Source organism: Cellvibrio sp. KY-YJ-3, assembly GCF_008806955.1.
In the GTDB taxonomy this organism is placed as follows: Bacteria; Pseudomonadota; Gammaproteobacteria; order Pseudomonadales; family Cellvibrionaceae; genus Cellvibrio.
The window spans coordinates 769,850-785,042 of the sequence record NZ_CP031727.1 but is presented as its reverse complement, the minus strand read 5'-3'; the positions used below and the strand labels follow the sequence as shown (position 1 = coordinate 785,042).

At 50.5% G+C, this 15,193-nt stretch carries 15 protein-coding genes; 12 read left to right on the top strand and 3 right to left on the bottom strand.

The genetic code is table 11. The annotated features are described in order from the left end of the window. The 10 genes from D0B88_RS03385 to D0B88_RS03340 all read left to right on the top strand — a co-directional run bounded on the left by D0B88_RS03385 (window position 1) and on the right by D0B88_RS03340 (window position 11,153). Window positions 1-1,134, top strand: coding sequence for a HupE/UreJ family protein (locus tag D0B88_RS03385; protein WP_151055040.1), 1,134 nt, complete (start codon window positions 1-3; stop codon window positions 1,132-1,134). Window positions 1,135-1,141: 7 nt separating this feature from the next. Further along, window positions 1,142-3,217: a TonB-dependent receptor gene (locus tag D0B88_RS03380; RefSeq protein WP_225318517.1), complete on the top strand. Its 2,076-nt coding sequence runs from the start codon at window positions 1,142-1,144 to the stop codon at window positions 3,215-3,217. Window positions 3,218-3,427: 210 nt separating this feature from the next. Continuing rightward, complete coding sequence (locus D0B88_RS03375) at window positions 3,428-4,018, top strand: PEP-CTERM sorting domain-containing protein (protein WP_151055034.1); 591 nt, start codon at window positions 3,428-3,430, stop codon at window positions 4,016-4,018. 283 nt (window positions 4,019-4,301) lie between these two features. Continuing rightward, a complete protein-coding gene (locus D0B88_RS03370) occupies window positions 4,302-6,326 on the top strand; it encodes a dynamin family protein (protein ID WP_225318516.1) in 2,025 nt (674 codons plus the stop codon). Between the two features lie 105 nt (window positions 6,327-6,431). After that, on the top strand, window positions 6,432-7,574 hold the full coding sequence (locus tag D0B88_RS03365) for a homoserine O-acetyltransferase (protein WP_151055031.1): 1,143 nt from the start codon (window positions 6,432-6,434) through the stop codon (window positions 7,572-7,574). Further along, complete coding sequence (metW, locus tag D0B88_RS03360) at window positions 7,574-8,161, top strand: methionine biosynthesis protein MetW (RefSeq protein WP_007639297.1); 588 nt, start codon at window positions 7,574-7,576, stop codon at window positions 8,159-8,161. The genes D0B88_RS03365 and metW overlap by 1 nt, the downstream gene beginning before the upstream one ends. 71 nt (window positions 8,162-8,232) lie before the next feature. After that, a complete protein-coding gene (locus D0B88_RS03355) occupies window positions 8,233-8,694 on the top strand; it encodes a DUF4426 domain-containing protein (RefSeq protein ID WP_151055029.1) in 462 nt (153 codons plus the stop codon). A 73-nt stretch (window positions 8,695-8,767) separates the two neighbouring features. Beyond that, a complete protein-coding gene (locus tag D0B88_RS03350) occupies window positions 8,768-9,370 on the top strand; it encodes an XTP/dITP diphosphatase (RefSeq protein ID WP_151055026.1) in 603 nt (200 codons plus the stop codon). Next, window positions 9,370-10,578 (top strand): radical SAM family heme chaperone HemW, encoded by a 1,209-nt coding sequence (hemW, locus tag D0B88_RS03345; RefSeq protein WP_151055023.1) that lies wholly within the window; start codon window positions 9,370-9,372, stop codon window positions 10,576-10,578. Before D0B88_RS03350 ends, hemW begins: the two co-directional genes overlap by 1 nt. 161 nt (window positions 10,579-10,739) lie before the next feature. Continuing rightward, window positions 10,740-11,153, top strand: coding sequence for a Dabb family protein (locus tag D0B88_RS03340; protein ID WP_007639303.1), 414 nt, complete (start codon window positions 10,740-10,742; stop codon window positions 11,151-11,153). A gap of 93 nt (window positions 11,154-11,246) precedes the next feature. Here the strand turns inward: D0B88_RS03340 and D0B88_RS03335 are convergent, their stop codons facing one another. Then, complete coding sequence (locus D0B88_RS03335) at window positions 11,247-12,017, bottom strand: exodeoxyribonuclease III (protein WP_007639305.1); 771 nt, start codon at window positions 12,015-12,017, stop codon at window positions 11,247-11,249. 212 nt (window positions 12,018-12,229) lie between these two features. Between D0B88_RS03335 and pyrE the strand changes: the two genes are divergently transcribed. Further along, window positions 12,230-12,880: an orotate phosphoribosyltransferase gene (pyrE, locus tag D0B88_RS03325; RefSeq protein ID WP_151055020.1), complete on the top strand. Its 651-nt coding sequence runs from the start codon at window positions 12,230-12,232 to the stop codon at window positions 12,878-12,880. A gap of 45 nt (window positions 12,881-12,925) precedes the next feature. Next, window positions 12,926-13,528, top strand: a complete 603-nt coding sequence (locus D0B88_RS03320) for a hypothetical protein (protein ID WP_151055018.1) — start codon at window positions 12,926-12,928, stop codon at window positions 13,526-13,528. 52 nt (window positions 13,529-13,580) lie between these two features. Here the strand turns inward: D0B88_RS03320 and slmA are convergent, their stop codons facing one another. Next, window positions 13,581-14,195 (bottom strand): nucleoid occlusion factor SlmA, encoded by a 615-nt coding sequence (gene slmA, locus D0B88_RS03315; RefSeq protein ID WP_007639312.1) that lies wholly within the window; start codon window positions 14,193-14,195, stop codon window positions 13,581-13,583. A gap of 57 nt (window positions 14,196-14,252) precedes the next feature. Further along, window positions 14,253-15,158, bottom strand: a complete 906-nt coding sequence (gene argB / locus D0B88_RS03310) for an acetylglutamate kinase (protein WP_007639314.1) — start codon at window positions 15,156-15,158, stop codon at window positions 14,253-14,255. Window positions 15,159-15,193 lie beyond the last annotated feature (35 nt).

Below are 15,193 nucleotides of genomic sequence, written 5' to 3'. Positions count from 1 at the left end.
ATGACGCAGATAAAAATGTTGCATCGATTTTTTGTATTGCTGTTGATCAGCTGGGCTTTTACCAACCACGCTGCGGCCCACCAACTCAGTACCGCCTACGCGAATGTGCAAATTAATTCGCAGGGATTAGTAACCGGTGAGCTGCAAGTGCGCCTGTATGATTTGGAGCGTGCGCTACTGGTGGATGTGGATGGCGACGGCCAATTGCGCTGGCAAGAATTACAAAATCGTGCAGATGCCGTAAAAAAATATTTAACCAACCACTTGCAATTGACGCGCGGCAGCGAGTGCCCGGTGGTATTGGGTGATGACTGGCAAATTGATGCGCATTTTAATGAAGCTTATGTGGTAATTCCGCTGCGTGCGCAGTGTTCACTTGCTGGCGATATAGCTGTTCACTACAGCGCAATCTTTAAAGACGATGCCGACCATAAATTATTGCTGACACTTTCCAGTACCAGCAATAACAAATCATCCAGTATCAGAGTGCTGGACGATACACAGCGCCAGATAAACTGGCAGGCGGAGCAGGGCAGTAAACTTGCGACGCTGGGTGAATTTATTTATCAGGGCGTGCTGCATATTTGGATTGGACTGGACCATATTTTATTTTTGCTGTTGTTGTTAGTCGCCTGTGTGGTGGAGCGGCGCAACCATCGCTGGCAGGCGGTCAGCAATAATCGGCAAATTATTATTAACGCTTGCTGGATTGTCACTGCATTTACCCTCGCGCATTCCATCACCCTGACACTTACGGCGCTACACATTATTCACCTGCCGAGCCGCTGGGTGGAATTGGGTATTGCAGTCTCGGTATTGCTGGTTGCCCTCAATAATATTTTCCCGCTGTTGCTGCGTTTGGGTTGGCTCACCTTTGGGTTTGGTTTGCTACACGGGATGGGTTTTGCCGGCGTGTTAGGTGAATTGGGTTTGCCTGCCGATCAACAACTGTTGGCGGTGTTGGCCTTTAATTTGGGTGTGGAGTTGGGGCAAATGACAATCGTATTACTGCTGTTACCGGTGTTGATGTTATTGCGCCATTACTTTTGGTATGCGCGCTATGCCTTGGGAGGCACCTCGGCAGTGATTGCGTTGGTGGCACTGCAATGGATTTTGCAGCGCTGGGCAGCCTAGGAAAGTGATGATGAAAAAAATACAGTATTTTTTTGCAGCGATTGTTATTCCACTTTACGGCAGCGCCAGTGAGCCGGAGCGACTTGCGCTTGCTACCGCGACACGGCCAATGCCAGCGCTGGAGAATTTAGTGGTCTACGGCCATCGCCTGAATTTAGTGGGCAGCAGCTTGGCCGCCGCAGAGGGTGTTATCGGCAGCGCTGAAATTGCCAACCGACCACTTGCGCGCACCGGTGAAATTCTGGAAATGGTTCCCGGTATGGTGGTTACCCAGCACAGTGGTTCCGGTAAAGCGAACCAATATTTCTTGCGCGGTTTTAATTTGGATCACGGCACTGATTTTGCCACCAGCATCGACACTATGCCGGTAAATATGCGCAGCCACGGTCACGGTCAGGGCTATACGGATTTAAATTTTATTATCCCTGAATTAATTCACACCATTCATTATCGCAAAGGTCCTTACTACGCCGAGGTCGGTGATTTTTCCGGTGCAGGAGCCGCAGCGTTTGTAGTAAAAAATACCTTGGATAATAGTGAACTGGCGCTTACCGCGGGTGATTACGGCTATCAGCGTTTATACAGCGCGACACCAATCATTATTGATGATGGGCATTTATTAGTTGGAATGGAGGCGCAAGCTTACGCGGGCCCCTGGAAAGATATTGATGAAGACCTGCACAAAACCAATCTGCTTGCGCGTTATTCATCGCGCCTTGCCGGCGGTGAATTTTCACTTACAGCGATGGGCTATCGCAATCGTTGGAACTCGGCCGATCAAATTCCACAGCGCGCGGTGGAGCAGGGCATGATTGATGCACTGGGCTCACTGGATACCGATGTGGGCGGTGATGCCAGCCGTTACAGTCTGTCAACACAATGGGCGAACTCCAATTGGTCGATCAGCGCTTACCTAGTTGATTCAACATTACATTTATTTTCCAACTTCACCTATTTTTTGGATGACCCGGTTAACGGTGACGAGTTTGAGCAAGTGGATGATCGGCAACTGCTCGGCGGTGAGCTGGTGCGCAACTGGCAAACCAGCCTTGCCGGAAAATCCGCAACCCATAAACTCGGTGTGCAAATTCGCCACGATGCGATCGATGAAGTGGGCTTGTATAAAACCCGCGCGCGCGAACGTTTGTCAGCGACACGCGTGGATGCAATTGATGAAACATCGCTGGCGCTTTTTGCGCAGAGTGATATTCAACTAAGTGAAAAAATTCGTGCTCATCTGGGCTTGCGTCATGATTATCTGCAAGTGGAGGTAGATAGCGATCTTGCACAAAACTCCGGCAGGGCATCAGATGACATCACTAGTATTAAAGCGGGTGTGAGTTATAGCTTTAGCGATAATGTTGAAACCTATTTAAACCTCGGTCAGGGTTTTCATTCCAATGATGCACGCGGTGCAACGATTGTGATTGATCCGCTATCGGGTGAGTTGAGTGAACCGGTGGATTTATTATCGCGCTCACAAGGGGCAGAGCTGGGTGCAAAATTATTCGATAACCGGCGCTACAGTATTTCCACATCGATTTGGTATCTGGCGCTGGACTCAGAATTATTGTTTGTGGGCGATGCGGGCAATACCGAGGCGAGTCGCGCCTCTGAGCGTTCTGGTGTCGAAATCGCCAGCTATGTCTGGTTTGCCGAGGGCTGGAGCCTGGATACCGAACTGGCCTGGACCCACTCGCGTTTTAGCGAACAACAAACCGGGCAGGGCAAGTATGTGGATGGTTCGCTGCCGTTTGTCGCCAGTGCCGGTGTGAGTTATGCGCCGGCGGCACAGGGCTTTCATGGCAATTTGCGCTACCGCTATTTTGGCGCGCGGGTTTTGGACAGTTTTAATCAGCAGCGCGCGTCGTCCACCAGTGTGGTTAACCTGGGTCTAGGCTATCGCTGGGCGCAGTGGTCGCTGGGGTTGGATCTGCTCAATCTGGCCAACAGCCGCGATCACGACATCACCTATTTTTACCCCTCGCGCCTGCCGGGCGAGGTGGACGAGGGGGTGGAGGATGTGCATTTTCATCCGCTCGAACCGCGCAGCCTACGCGTGTCGGTGCAGCTGGATTTTTGATTGCGGGTGTCGGTTTTTTTTACAGATTGTGATATTTCAAGCTTTTATCCGCTGCAGTGAAATTTATTTAACTTAATGATTATTAAGGGTTTATTTTATCTAGAAAACCGAATTTGGCGCGTGGATCATTTTTTGCATATAAAAGGGGGTTCATTATAGTTAGTAGAAATATTAACTATTCTATTTAGATGCTTATAAACGGACATACCTATGAAACTGAAGCAGCTCTTATTAATTCCCTTTATGTTGTTGGTCAGCATTAGCGCCAGCGCCACCATTATTGATTTTGACAGCCAGGTCGCGCCTGGTACTTTTGGGCCAAGTTCCGGGGCTGGTTTTGTGGACTCAGGTTTTGTATTCAGCACTAATATGGATGTGATTGATGTAAGTGAAACCGGTGGTTGGTGGGCTACCGGTACCGGTGGTGGCCACAGTGGCAAGTTTGCTGCGTTGAACAACTATGGCGATGATATGTTCATGACCCAGCAGGGCGGCGGTAGCTTCAGCGTGCAGGACCTGTGGCTGCACGGTTGGCAAGCTGAATGGCAAACCGGCGCTGTTATCGGCTGGTTCAATGGTGGCCTGGTAGATATGGTTGAAGTCAGTTTCAGTAGCCCCTGGCAGAACGTGGCGCTGAACTTCGCCAATATCGATACCTTGCAAATCACCTCCAGCTATTATTTTCTGGTTGATGATATCCAGATTAATAGCACCAGCGTGCCAGAGTCATCTTCCCTGGTGTTAATGGCGATTGCATTGGCTGGATTGGTCTGCCTGCGTCGTCGCAAGCAAAATGTCTAAGTAAGACAGCTTTGCAAACCCTGAAAAACGCAGCGACTCGCTGCGTTTTTTTTGCCCCAACAATTCCCTCATCGCGCGCGGTGCGCGTCGCAATTCCCTGACAGAAAGATGTTGTAAAGTCGCAATTTAGCCGCCACTCAGCCCCCGCAATTAACCGCTGGCTGCTCAACTTCTAGCCAATGGCGCGTTTTTCGGCTTTAATGCTCCTCTACCTAAAATAATTATGTAATCACCCTTTGGTTATTTCGCTGGGTTATTACTAACAACAGACGAGATTCGCGTTATGGACGTCAGATCCTTGCATCGCCAAATGACCCATTACAACCGTTGGAAGCGCCAGTTGGATGAGCGCCTGCAGCGGTTTGAGCATTGGGGCAAGGCGCACAGCCTGTTTGGCCAGAGCATGGACAAAACCCTGCACCGCGCCCGTCAGCTGTTGCGCGGCGAGAGTTTTACCATCGCCTGCGTCGGCGAATTCTCGCGCGGTAAAACCGAGCTGATTAACGCGCTGCTCTACGCTGGCGGCGGTCGTCGCCTGTTGCCATCGCAACCGGGCCGCACCACCATGTGCCCGACCGAAATTTTCTGGGATGCTAGCCAGCCCGCCAATTGCGTGCGCCTGCTCCCCATCGAAACCCGCCGCAGTAATACCAGCCTGCAGAGTTTCAAGCGAATCCCGCAAAAGTGGGTGACTATTCAGTTTGATGCCAGGGATTACGAACAGACCCGCGCGGCGATCAATCAAGTCTCAGCCAGTAAACAGGTCAGCGTGGCCGATGCAATTAAGTTAGGCTTTGCCGAGGACGAGCTGGGTGAGCGCGATGCCCAGGGTATGGTCACTCTCCCGGCCTGGCGCCATGCGCTGATTAGCCTCGATCACCCATTGCTGCGCCAAGGTCTGCGCATTGTGGACACCCCCGGCCTGAACGCGCTGGGCAACGAACCTGAACTCACCTTAAAAACCCTGCCCGATGCCCAGGCGATTCTGTTTTTGCTCTCTGCCGATGCTGGCGTGACTGCGAGCGATATGGAGATCTGGCGCGAGCATATTCAGGGCCTGCGCGACAATAACTGCACCGCCGTCATCGCCCTGCTCAACAAAATCGATAGTCTGTGGGACGACCTTACTCCCGCCGATGAAGTGGCGGCGAGCATCGATCGCCTGCGTCAGCTCACGGCGCATCAGCTTGGCCTCGCGTCACAGCATGTGGTGGCGGTGTCGGCCAAACAGGGGCTGCTCGGCAAAGTCGGGCGCAATCAGGCGCAACTGGCGCGCAGCAACTTCCCGCAGTTGGAATCCATGCTTGCGGAAGCGGTATTGCGCAACCAGCAACAAATTATCGGCCACGCGCTGATTGGTGACAGTTACGCCATGGTGATCAATACCCGCAGCGGGTTGGCCAAGCGCATCGCCGAGTGCGAAGCAGAGTTGGAAAGTTTGCGTGCCGCTGCCCCCGAGCAGGCCAATGAAAAGTTACAGGCATTGCGCGACACTATTCGGCGCACCCATCACGAATACCATAAACAAGCACTGTCGCTGCGCACCAGTCAGCGCTTATTGGAATCCCAGCAATTGTCGCTGTTAAGCCCGATTGGCATGCCGTCACTGGACCGGCAAATCGAGGAGGCGCACAGCAACCTCGCCCAGAGTTGGACAACCTTGGGGTTAGCGCGCGCCATCGCCAGTTTCTTTGACGCGGTGGACAGCAACATTAATCACCTTGAGCGGGAGATTGAGCGCTGTAACCGCGTGCTCACCTCCATTTACGAACGCCCGGAGCACAGCCTGTCGGGTGATGATTTGATGATGCGGCACCTGCTTAAAATCCAGAAGCAGCGCCGCCAGTTACGTCAGTTACAGACCCGCGCCGAGGAGTTCCGCAAGTCGCTCACTACCGTACTCACCCATAAAAGTGCGCTGATCAGCCGTTTTATCAATACGTTGGTGCAGGAGGTGCGCGCGGTATATATGGATCTGCATCAGCACATCAATCACTGGATGCAGGAAGCATTGGCGCCGCTGTTCCATCAAAACCAATATCAAAAGCAGCTGCTGGAACACCACATGCTGCGGCTGACGCAAATGCAGTCCCAGCGCAATAGTCACGCCGAGCAGTTGCAAACCCTGCAGACCAACCTTTACCAGTTGCAATCGGCGCTGATGAGTATCGAACCGCTCTACCGCGAAATTCTGGCCGAACCCCTGGAGCCAGAATTGATGGATGATCTACCTGCCACCACCGACACCACCGGCGCGCGTGTGCTGCCCTTTGCCAAAAGCAAAGCGGTGTTGCAGGGCAACTCATAAACTCTACCTTGCAGCAGGCAGGTGCTCTCTTTAGACTGTCGCATCATTTAATGTCGATGAGCGCGCCGCCACTGGCGCGCCCACTGCTTGCGGTAAGAGATCACCATGCCAAACGAACTACCCGCCAATTCGGTGGGTCTTGTTACTCCCCGGACTCATCACTTCACGGCGCCGCTGTTGCTGGCCTGCGGGCGCACGCTCGATGAGTATGAATTGGTCTACGAAACCTACGGCCAGTTAAATGCGGCAAAATCCAATGCGATACTGATTTGCCACGCGCTTTCCGGCCATCATCACGCTGCAGGTTATCACAGCATGGACGACAAACGCCCCGGCTGGTGGGATGCCTATATCGGCCCTGGCAAACCGATTGATACCAACAAATTTTTTGTCGTTGCGCTCAATAATCTCGGCGGCTGTCATGGCTCCACCGGGCCGCGCTCCATCAACCCCGCAACAGGCAAAGCCTGGGGCGCAGATTTCCCGATGATCCGCGTGCGCGATTGGGTCGCCAGTCAGGCGCGTTTGGCCGATGTATTGGGTATTGATGTCTGGGCCGCCGTGATTGGTGGCAGCCTCGGCGGTATGCAAGTGATGCGCTGGGCGCTGGATTTCCCGCAGCGGATTCGCCATGCAGTGGTGATCGCCTCGGCAATGAAACTCTCGGCGCAAAACATCGCGTTCAACGAAGCGGCGCGCAAAGCGATTGTTAGCGACCCCAACTTTTTTGACGGCGATTACCTCGCGCACAACACCATTCCCAAAAACGGTTTGGCAGTCGCGCGCATGATTGGCCACATCACTTACTTGTCGGATTATGCGATGGGTGAAAAATTCGGCCGCGATTTGCGCAGCGGCAGTTTTGAACTGGGCATCACGGAGCCGGTGGAATTTCAAATCGAAAGTTACCTGCGTTACCAGGGCGATAGTTTTGCCAATGCCTTCGATGCCAATTCGTATATCCGCATCACCAAAGCGCTGGATTATTTTGATTTGGCGCGCGAATACAACGACGACCCGGTGCTCGCCTTTAAACAAACCCAGGCAAATTATTTGGTGATTTCGTTCAGCACCGACTGGCGTTTTGCACCCGAACGTTCGCATGAAATTGTCAACGCATTGGTCGGCGCTAATCGTGCAGTGACCTACGCGGAAATTGAATCCAAACACGGCCACGATGCCTTTTTATTGCCGGACGAACGCTACCAGCAAGTGTTTAGTCGCTACCTTGCCGGAGTGGAAATCTGATGCGTATTGATCTAAACGAAATCCAACACTGGATCACTCAAGGCAGCCGCATTCTCGACTTGGGTTGCGGCGATGGCACGCTGCTAAAATTTTTAATCGATACCAAACAAGTGCAAGGTTATGGTTTGGAAATTGATGCAGAGCAAATCAATACCTGTATCGATAAAGGCTTGAATGTGATCGAGCAAAACCTGGATCGCGGCCTCGGCAATTTCGCCGATAAAAGTTTTGATACAGTGCTCATGACTCAAGCGCTGCAAACCCTGCATTTTCCCCATTTGGTATTGGATGAAATGTTGCGCGTGGGCAAAGAATGTATTGTCACCTTCCCGAATTTTGGCCACTGGAAAGCGCGCTTCTATTTAGCGACGCGCGGCCGTATGCCGGTATCAGACTTGCTGCCCTACGAGTGGTACGACACACCCAACATTCACTTCTGTACGTTTAAAGACTTTGAAGTGCTGTGCCGCGAGCGTAATATCAAAGTGATCCATCGCCAGGTGGTGAACGAACAGTCCGGTCAGACGCTCAAAGATTTTATGCCCAATCTGTTCGGTGAGACGGCGATTTATCATTTAAGTAAATAATGGCTTCAGGCAAATACTACTTTGCATTTTTACCTGTACCGTCGTGATTCATTCATTACAGGAGTGTTGTTATGAAAAAGTTACTACAGGGTTTTTTGTTAAGCCTGATTGCCCTAACAGCTCAGGCCCAAATTGATCAACCCAAAGAAATCGCTACCCAGCAGCAGTTTGGTGTTTACACCGTGCACTACAACGTATTTAACAGCACTGATATTCCGGCAAACGTAGCGGAAGCCTATAAGTTGGTGCGCGGTAAGGATCGGGCGCTGGTCAATATCAGTGTGACCAAAACTGAAAATGGTGCAACGAGTTTGGGTTTGCCAGCACAGGTCAGTGGTGTGCGTCGCAATTTAATGCAGCAAAAACAAACGCTAAAATTTATTGAAGTGAGCGAAGGCGACGCCACCTATTATTTAGCGCCCTTTGTTTTTAACAATGAAGAGTTATTGCATTTCGATATCGAATTAAACGTGGAAGGCGCGGCGCGGCCACTTAAACTCACGTTTAATCGCACACTTTATGCGGATAAATAACAGCACCTATTGAATGACAAAGGCGCCTGCGGGCGCCTTTTGTTTCTAATGATGATTCTCAGGAAAAAATGCAATGCAAAAAATAGTATTGGCCAGTGGCAATGCAGGTAAATTGCGCGAGTTCCAGCAGTTACTCAATGGCTGCGGTTTTGACGTGGTACCGCAATCTGATTTTTTTAGCGAGAACGCGGAAGAAACCGGTTTAACCTTTGTTGAAAATGCGATTATTAAAGCGCGTTATGCCTGCGCCAAAACCGGCTTGCCAGCCATTGCCGATGATTCGGGTATTGAAGTCGATGCGCTTAATGGCCGCCCCGGCATCTATTCCGCGCGCTATGCGGGTGCAGCCGCAAAAGACGCAGACAACAATGCAAAACTTTTGCAGGAGTTACATGGCGTTGCTACAGAAAAGCGCACGGCGCGCTACCATGCAGTGCTGGCGTTTATGCGCCATGCAGAAGACCCAACGCCGATTTTGTGTCACGGTATATGGGAGGGGGTGATTCTTTCTGAACCGCGCGGCGAAGGTGGTTTTGGTTATGATCCATTATTTTTTGTGCCCAGCCACAACTGTGCATCCGCTGAATTGGATAAGGCCGAAAAAAATCGCATCAGTCATCGCGGTAAAGCCATGCAGGAAATGTTACAAAAATTATCTGCACTGAAGAGCCAATAATGTCACTGATACTGCCGTCGCTATCACTACAATTACCACCATTAGCGCTCTATGTTCACGTGCCTTGGTGTATTCGCAAATGCCCTTATTGCGACTTCAATTCCCATCAAGCGAATAATGATATTCCTGAAGCAGAATATGTAAATGCGCTGCGTTTGGATTTACAACAGGATCAAGTGCTTGCGCAAGGCCGCAAACTCACCAGCATTTTTTTTGGCGGTGGCACACCCAGTATGTTGTCGGCGCAGGCGATTGGGCAGATCTTAAAAGATGCAGAGACAATTATCGGTTTTGAACCTGATATAGAAATTACCCTCGAAGCAAACCCCGGTACGTTTGAGCAGGAAAAATTTTCCGGTTTTCGCGCGGCAGGGGTGAATCGTTTATCCATCGGCATTCAAAGTTTTAATGATCAACAATTAAAATTGCTCGGCCGTGTACATGGTCGTGAAGAAGCACTGCGCGCTGTGGGTGTTGCACGCAAGGCCGGGTTTGACAATATCAATCTGGATCTAATGCACGGTTTACCTGAGCAATCCGTTGCTGCTGCCAAGGCGGATTTGCAACAGGCGATTGACTTGGCGCCGGAGCATCTCTCCTGGTATCAACTCACCATCGAGCAAAACACTGCCTTTTATTCTGCGCCGCCGGTATTGCCGGAAGAGGAAATCCTCGCCGATATTCAGGATGCAGGCGTGGAATTATTGGCTGCGGCTGGCTACGCACAATATGAAATTTCCGCCTATGCACGCGCTAAAAAATATGCACGCCATAATCTCAATTACTGGGAGTTTGGCGATTATCTCGGAATAGGGGCGGGCGCTCACGGCAAAATTACTTTACCTGCCGAAGATAAAATTCTGCGCTTGTGGAAAACCCGCTTACCCAAACATTATTTGGATGCGGCCCAATCCCAAAAAATCCCCACCAATCTTGGCGGTCATCAAAATACATTTGGCGGCGGCAGCGATTTGTTGCTGCCTGCAGCGCTACCGCTGGAATTTATGATGAATGCACTGCGCTTGCACGGGGGAGTGCCAGTAAATTATTTCACTGAGCGCACCGGCCTTGATTGGCAACAACTTGAGCCCCAGTGGCACACATTAACGCAGCAAGGTTTGGTAGAAATTGCACAAGGCTGCGCGCGCCCAACCGTTTTAGGTCGCCGCTTTTTAAATCGGGTATTACAAACTTTTATCAGTGAATAAACACAGTCGCTCGCACCTGTGCGGGTTTGGTAAGCTGTGTTGTGGTGCTGATTGGGTAATCTTGCGTAAATAACTTTGCGTCAAAGGGGGATTCGCGGCAACTTTACTGCTCTATCAAAACACATTCGTTAATGATAATGAATCGATAAAAAGGAGCGACTATGACAACTACACGCCGTGATTTTCTTACCACCAGTGCTATCGCCGGTGCCGCGTTGGTGGCGGGCGATGCACTCGCCAAACCTGTAGCCGGAGCCAATGCTATGCCGAAATTGTTGCACCATGTTTTTTTCTGGTTGAAAAATCCGGATTCAAAAGAAGATCTGGAAAAATTAATAGCTGGGGTGAAATCACTTGCGGCGATTGAAACCGTGCGCAGCATCCACGTGGGTGTGCCTGCCTCTACGGAAAAGCGTGACGTGGTGGATAACTCCTACCATGTTTCCGAATTGCTCGGTTTTGATGATGTGGCGGGGCAGGATATTTATCAGGTTCATCCACTGCATCAAAAGTTTATCGATGAGCATAAACACCTGTGGAGCAAAGTTGTGGTGTACGACGCACTTGCGGTTTAAACCATTTTTGCCAAATGGCAGATAATAAAAAAGCCCGCTTCGGATTACCGCAGCGGGCTTTTTTACATTTTACGGTATTTAATTGGGTGCGATTTACAGCTCTATGTCGTAATCGATAATTACCGGCATATGGCTGGAGAACTGCTGGGTTTTATAAATTGCCGCATACTCCACTTTGCCGCCGAGACTGTTGGACACCACTTGAAAATCGGTGCGCCAGCCATCGCCATCATCTTTTAAACCATTTGGCCACCAGCTGTATTCATCGCTGTCTTTGTTGACCTTGCGGAAGGCATCGACGTAACCAATTTGGTTAAACAGTTGGCTCAACCATTGACGCTCGTGGGGTAAAAACCCGGAGTTGTGTTGGTTTTCCGCGCTGTTACTCACATCTTTGGGCGTGTGGGCCATTTGCCAGTTGCCGCAGAAAATATATTCACGGCGTTTGCGGGTAATTTTGTCCAGATGGGCCTGAAAGTCGTCAAAAAATTTAATTTTGACTTCTTGCGATTCCAATTCCGAGCTGGCGCTCGGCGCGAGCAGTGAGCCAATGCTCAACTGCTCAAAATCGACTTGTAAATAGCGGCCTTCCATATCCACGCCCGACGCAAAACCTAACCCGTAAATTAGTGCTTTGGGTTGCATACGCGAATAAATAGCGACACCGTTGTAGTGTTTGGTACCTGAATCGAAAAAATAGGCGTGGTAGCCCTTGAGTTGGAACTCGGGTTTTTCCAGTTCACGCTCAAGCGCGCGAAGATCTTGTAGACAGATGAAATCTGCATCCTGATTCGCGAGCCAAGTGTATAGGCCGCGTTGCGCCGCCTGAAAAATGCCATCGACGCTAAGACTGATAACTCTCATGTTAGCCCCTTGATTACGGACTGTGTATCATACCCGAGCTTGGTGTGATTGTGTTACCGCTACGGTTGGGTTTTTTGTGGTAGGTGTTACTATTTTTCACATCCTTACATTTGGCTCGGCGGGTTGATCCAAATGCGGGTCTCACTCATGGTTGAGACCTCGTTGTATTTATTTTTGTCACCTCAAACTTAGTTCATAGTCGGATACTTTGCATGGAAAAATACCAATTTGACTTCATTCAGCTGGCAGTCAAACACCAAGCCCTATGCTTTGGTGAGTTTTTGCTCAAGTCCGGGCGCACCAGCCCTTACTTCTTTAATGCCGGCCGCTTTCAAACCGGTCAGGCACTGGCTGAGTTGGGACGTTACTATGCGGCGGCGATCACGGCATCTGGCGTGGAATTCGATATAGTCTTTGGCCCGGCTTATAAAGGCATCCCTCTGGCAGCCACCACCGCGATTGCCTTGGCTGACCAGCACGGACGCGACTTGCCCTACTGCTATAACCGCAAAGAAGCCAAAGATCACGGCGAAGGCGGCACCTTGGTAGGAGCGCCGCTGCAGGGAAAAGTTCTGATTGTGGACGATGTAATTACCGCAGGCACTGCGGTGCGCGAGGTGATGGCGATTATTAATGCGGCCGGTGCCAAACCAGCGGCCGTATTGATTGGTTTGAACCGTCAGGAAAAAGGCCAGGGTGAGTTATCGGCCATTCAGGAAGTGGAACAGACCTTTGGGATTCCGGTCATTAGCATTATCAATTTGAATCACATCATCGATTATCTGCAAGGTCAGGCAGGGCAAGAGGCGATGGTGGAAAAAATTAAAACTTATCGTGCAACCTACGGTGTGGATCTGGCGTGATCCACCATTCTGTTGTCGATAACGCTAACGAGGTGATGAATCCAGATGCGTAAACTGTTGGTGGTGTTTGCTATTGGAGTGATGTTTGCGCAGGGTGTTGCGGCACAGGCTAACAAATCAGCCAAGGTAATCTATCGCTACAAAAACAGCGAAGGTGTCACCGTGATGGACAGTAATATTCCCGCTGAGTTTGTCAGTAAGGGTTATGAAGTTGTCAGTATTAGCGGCAAGGTGATTGAAGTGGTGCCGCCCGCTCCCGAGGGCGATGCTGCCAAGCGTGCGCTGCACGAAAAGCAATTGCGCGAACAGCGCGAGCGCGAGGATATACAGTTGCGCCGCAGCTATAGCAATGTCGGTGATATAGATGCTGCCAAGCAGCGTAACCTTGAGAGTTTGCGCGGCAATATCAGCATTCTGGAAGCCAATTTACACTCAGCTAATAAACGCTTGCAGGATTATCAATCGCAAGCGGCAGCGGTTGAGCGCAGCGGCCGTCAACTACCGGAAGACCTGCTTAAAAGCATTAATAATCTCACCCAGGAAGAAAAGGATATTCAGTTGCAAATCCAGCAGCGCGAGCAGGAATACAGTGAGATGTCTAAAAAGTTTGATGAAGATCGCACACGGTTTATTGAAATTACCCAATAAGTATTTTGCATCTTCATCTAGTAGTAATTAAAACCGGCAATTGCCGGTTTTTTTACGCCTGTACGGCACTGGACACTAAAAAACCCTGGGCGATTAATTGCCATTGTTCCTGCCAGTGTTCGGTGGGGCGGCGCCGAAAACCGGTGCGTACAAATTCGGCGATTCGGCCATCCACCAAGGCGATTAATAAGTTGGCCGCAGCGGCGATGGGCAATTGGGGATGCACCCCCTCGCGCAATTCCGCTTCGCGCAAAATTTGTTTGAGTTGGGTTTCGATGCGATCAAAAAATTGTTCGATGCGTGTGCGCAGTCTCTCGGTTTCACCGGTGAGAGCATCGCCGGTGAGCAAGCGGGTTAAGCCCGGATTGCGCTCGGCAAAATTAAGTAGCAGGGAAAGAATTTTTTCGCAGCGTTTAAGGGTGGATTTTTCATCTGCCAGGATTAGCGTAATACGCGAAAAAATCGTCTCTTCAATAAATTCAATTAAGCCCTCAAACATTTTGGATTTGCTGGGAAAGTGGCGATAGAGCGCCGCTTCCGACACGCCGACTTCTTTCGCCAGTGCCGCGGTGGTAATGCGCTCGCCGGGGCTGGCTTCCAGCATCCGCGCCAGACATTCCAATATTTGCTGACGGCGCGGTGTTGTTGTGTTTGGGGTTTTAATCATAGAGCCTCCATTCATTGCAGGCTGCACCTGCTTTTGCTAATGCAGCCTGCCATTTCATTACGCTTTGGCTTTATTGGTAATTAGTGTACCGACTCCGGCGTCGGTGAAAATTTCCAACAGCACGGCGTGATTGACGCGACCATCCACAATGTGGGCGCTGGTGACACCACCTTTTACGGCATCCAGTGCGCAGGCGATTTTTGGCAGCATGCCACCGTAGATCGTGCCGTCGGCAATTAAGCCGTCTACTTGTTCAGTGCTCAAGCCGGTTAATACATTGCCTTGTTTGTCTTGCAGGCCAGACACGTTGGTGAGTAGCATTAATTTTTCGGCGCGCAAAAATTCTGCGATTTTTCCCGCGACCAAATCGGCGTTGATATTGTAGGAGGCACCGTCTTCGCCCACACCAATGGGTGCAATCACCGGAATAAAATCGCTGTTGATCAGCATATCAATGACCGAGGTATTGACATGCTCCACTTCACCTACGTGACCTATATCCAAAATTTCCGGCGCTAACATTTCCGGTGTTTTATGGGTAACGGTGAGTTTTTTTGCGCGAATTAATTTGCCATCTTTACCGGTCAAACCAATGGCCTGGCCGCCATTGCGATTGATCAAGCTGACGATTTGTTTATTGACTGTGCCGCCCAATACCATTTCGACTACATCCATCGTTGCGCTGTCGGTCACGCGCATACCATTGATGAATTCCGATTTAATATTGAGTTTTTCCAACAGGCTGCCAATTTGTGGCCCGCCGCCGTGAACCACTACCGGGTTCATACCCACCAGTTTCATCAATACTATGTCGCGCGCAAAACTGTTTTGCAGCTCTTCGCCTTCCATCGCATTGCCACCAAATTTCACCACCACCGTTTTGCCGGTAAAACGTTGGATGTAGGGCAGGGCTTCGGTTAATACGTTGGCGATATTCATTGCCGATTCGCGGTTTAAAGACATAACTCAAATATCCTGTAAATAATAAAAAGTCGTTG

What these genes read in the sequence shown, in the direction of transcription:
- hemW (WP_151055023.1), top strand. Translation starts at nt 9,370, where the DNA reads ATGTCACTGATACTGCCGTCGCTATCACTACAATTACCACCATTAGCG.
- D0B88_RS03370 (WP_225318516.1), top strand. Translation starts at nt 4,302, where the DNA reads ATGGACGTCAGATCCTTGCATCGCCAAATGACCCATTACAACCGTTGG.
- D0B88_RS03340 (WP_007639303.1), top strand. Translation starts at nt 10,740, where the DNA reads ATGACAACTACACGCCGTGATTTTCTTACCACCAGTGCTATCGCCGGT.
- D0B88_RS03320 (WP_151055018.1), top strand. Translation starts at nt 12,926, where the DNA reads ATGCGTAAACTGTTGGTGGTGTTTGCTATTGGAGTGATGTTTGCGCAG.
- D0B88_RS03355 (WP_151055029.1), top strand. Translation starts at nt 8,233, where the DNA reads ATGAAAAAGTTACTACAGGGTTTTTTGTTAAGCCTGATTGCCCTAACA.
- D0B88_RS03385 (WP_151055040.1), top strand. Translation starts at nt 1, where the DNA reads ATGACGCAGATAAAAATGTTGCATCGATTTTTTGTATTGCTGTTGATC.
- D0B88_RS03380 (WP_225318517.1), top strand. Translation starts at nt 1,142, where the DNA reads ATGATGAAAAAAATACAGTATTTTTTTGCAGCGATTGTTATTCCACTT.
- slmA (WP_007639312.1), bottom strand. Translation starts at nt 14,195, where the DNA reads ATGATTAAAACCCCAAACACAACAACACCGCGCCGTCAGCAAATATTG.
- D0B88_RS03335 (WP_007639305.1), bottom strand. Translation starts at nt 12,017, where the DNA reads ATGAGAGTTATCAGTCTTAGCGTCGATGGCATTTTTCAGGCGGCGCAA.
- D0B88_RS03365 (WP_151055031.1), top strand. Translation starts at nt 6,432, where the DNA reads ATGCCAAACGAACTACCCGCCAATTCGGTGGGTCTTGTTACTCCCCGG.
- D0B88_RS03375 (WP_151055034.1), top strand. Translation starts at nt 3,428, where the DNA reads ATGAAACTGAAGCAGCTCTTATTAATTCCCTTTATGTTGTTGGTCAGC.
- argB (WP_007639314.1), bottom strand. Translation starts at nt 15,158, where the DNA reads ATGTCTTTAAACCGCGAATCGGCAATGAATATCGCCAACGTATTAACC.
- metW (WP_007639297.1), top strand. Translation starts at nt 7,574, where the DNA reads ATGCGTATTGATCTAAACGAAATCCAACACTGGATCACTCAAGGCAGC.
- pyrE (WP_151055020.1), top strand. Translation starts at nt 12,230, where the DNA reads ATGGAAAAATACCAATTTGACTTCATTCAGCTGGCAGTCAAACACCAA.
- D0B88_RS03350 (WP_151055026.1), top strand. Translation starts at nt 8,768, where the DNA reads ATGCAAAAAATAGTATTGGCCAGTGGCAATGCAGGTAAATTGCGCGAG.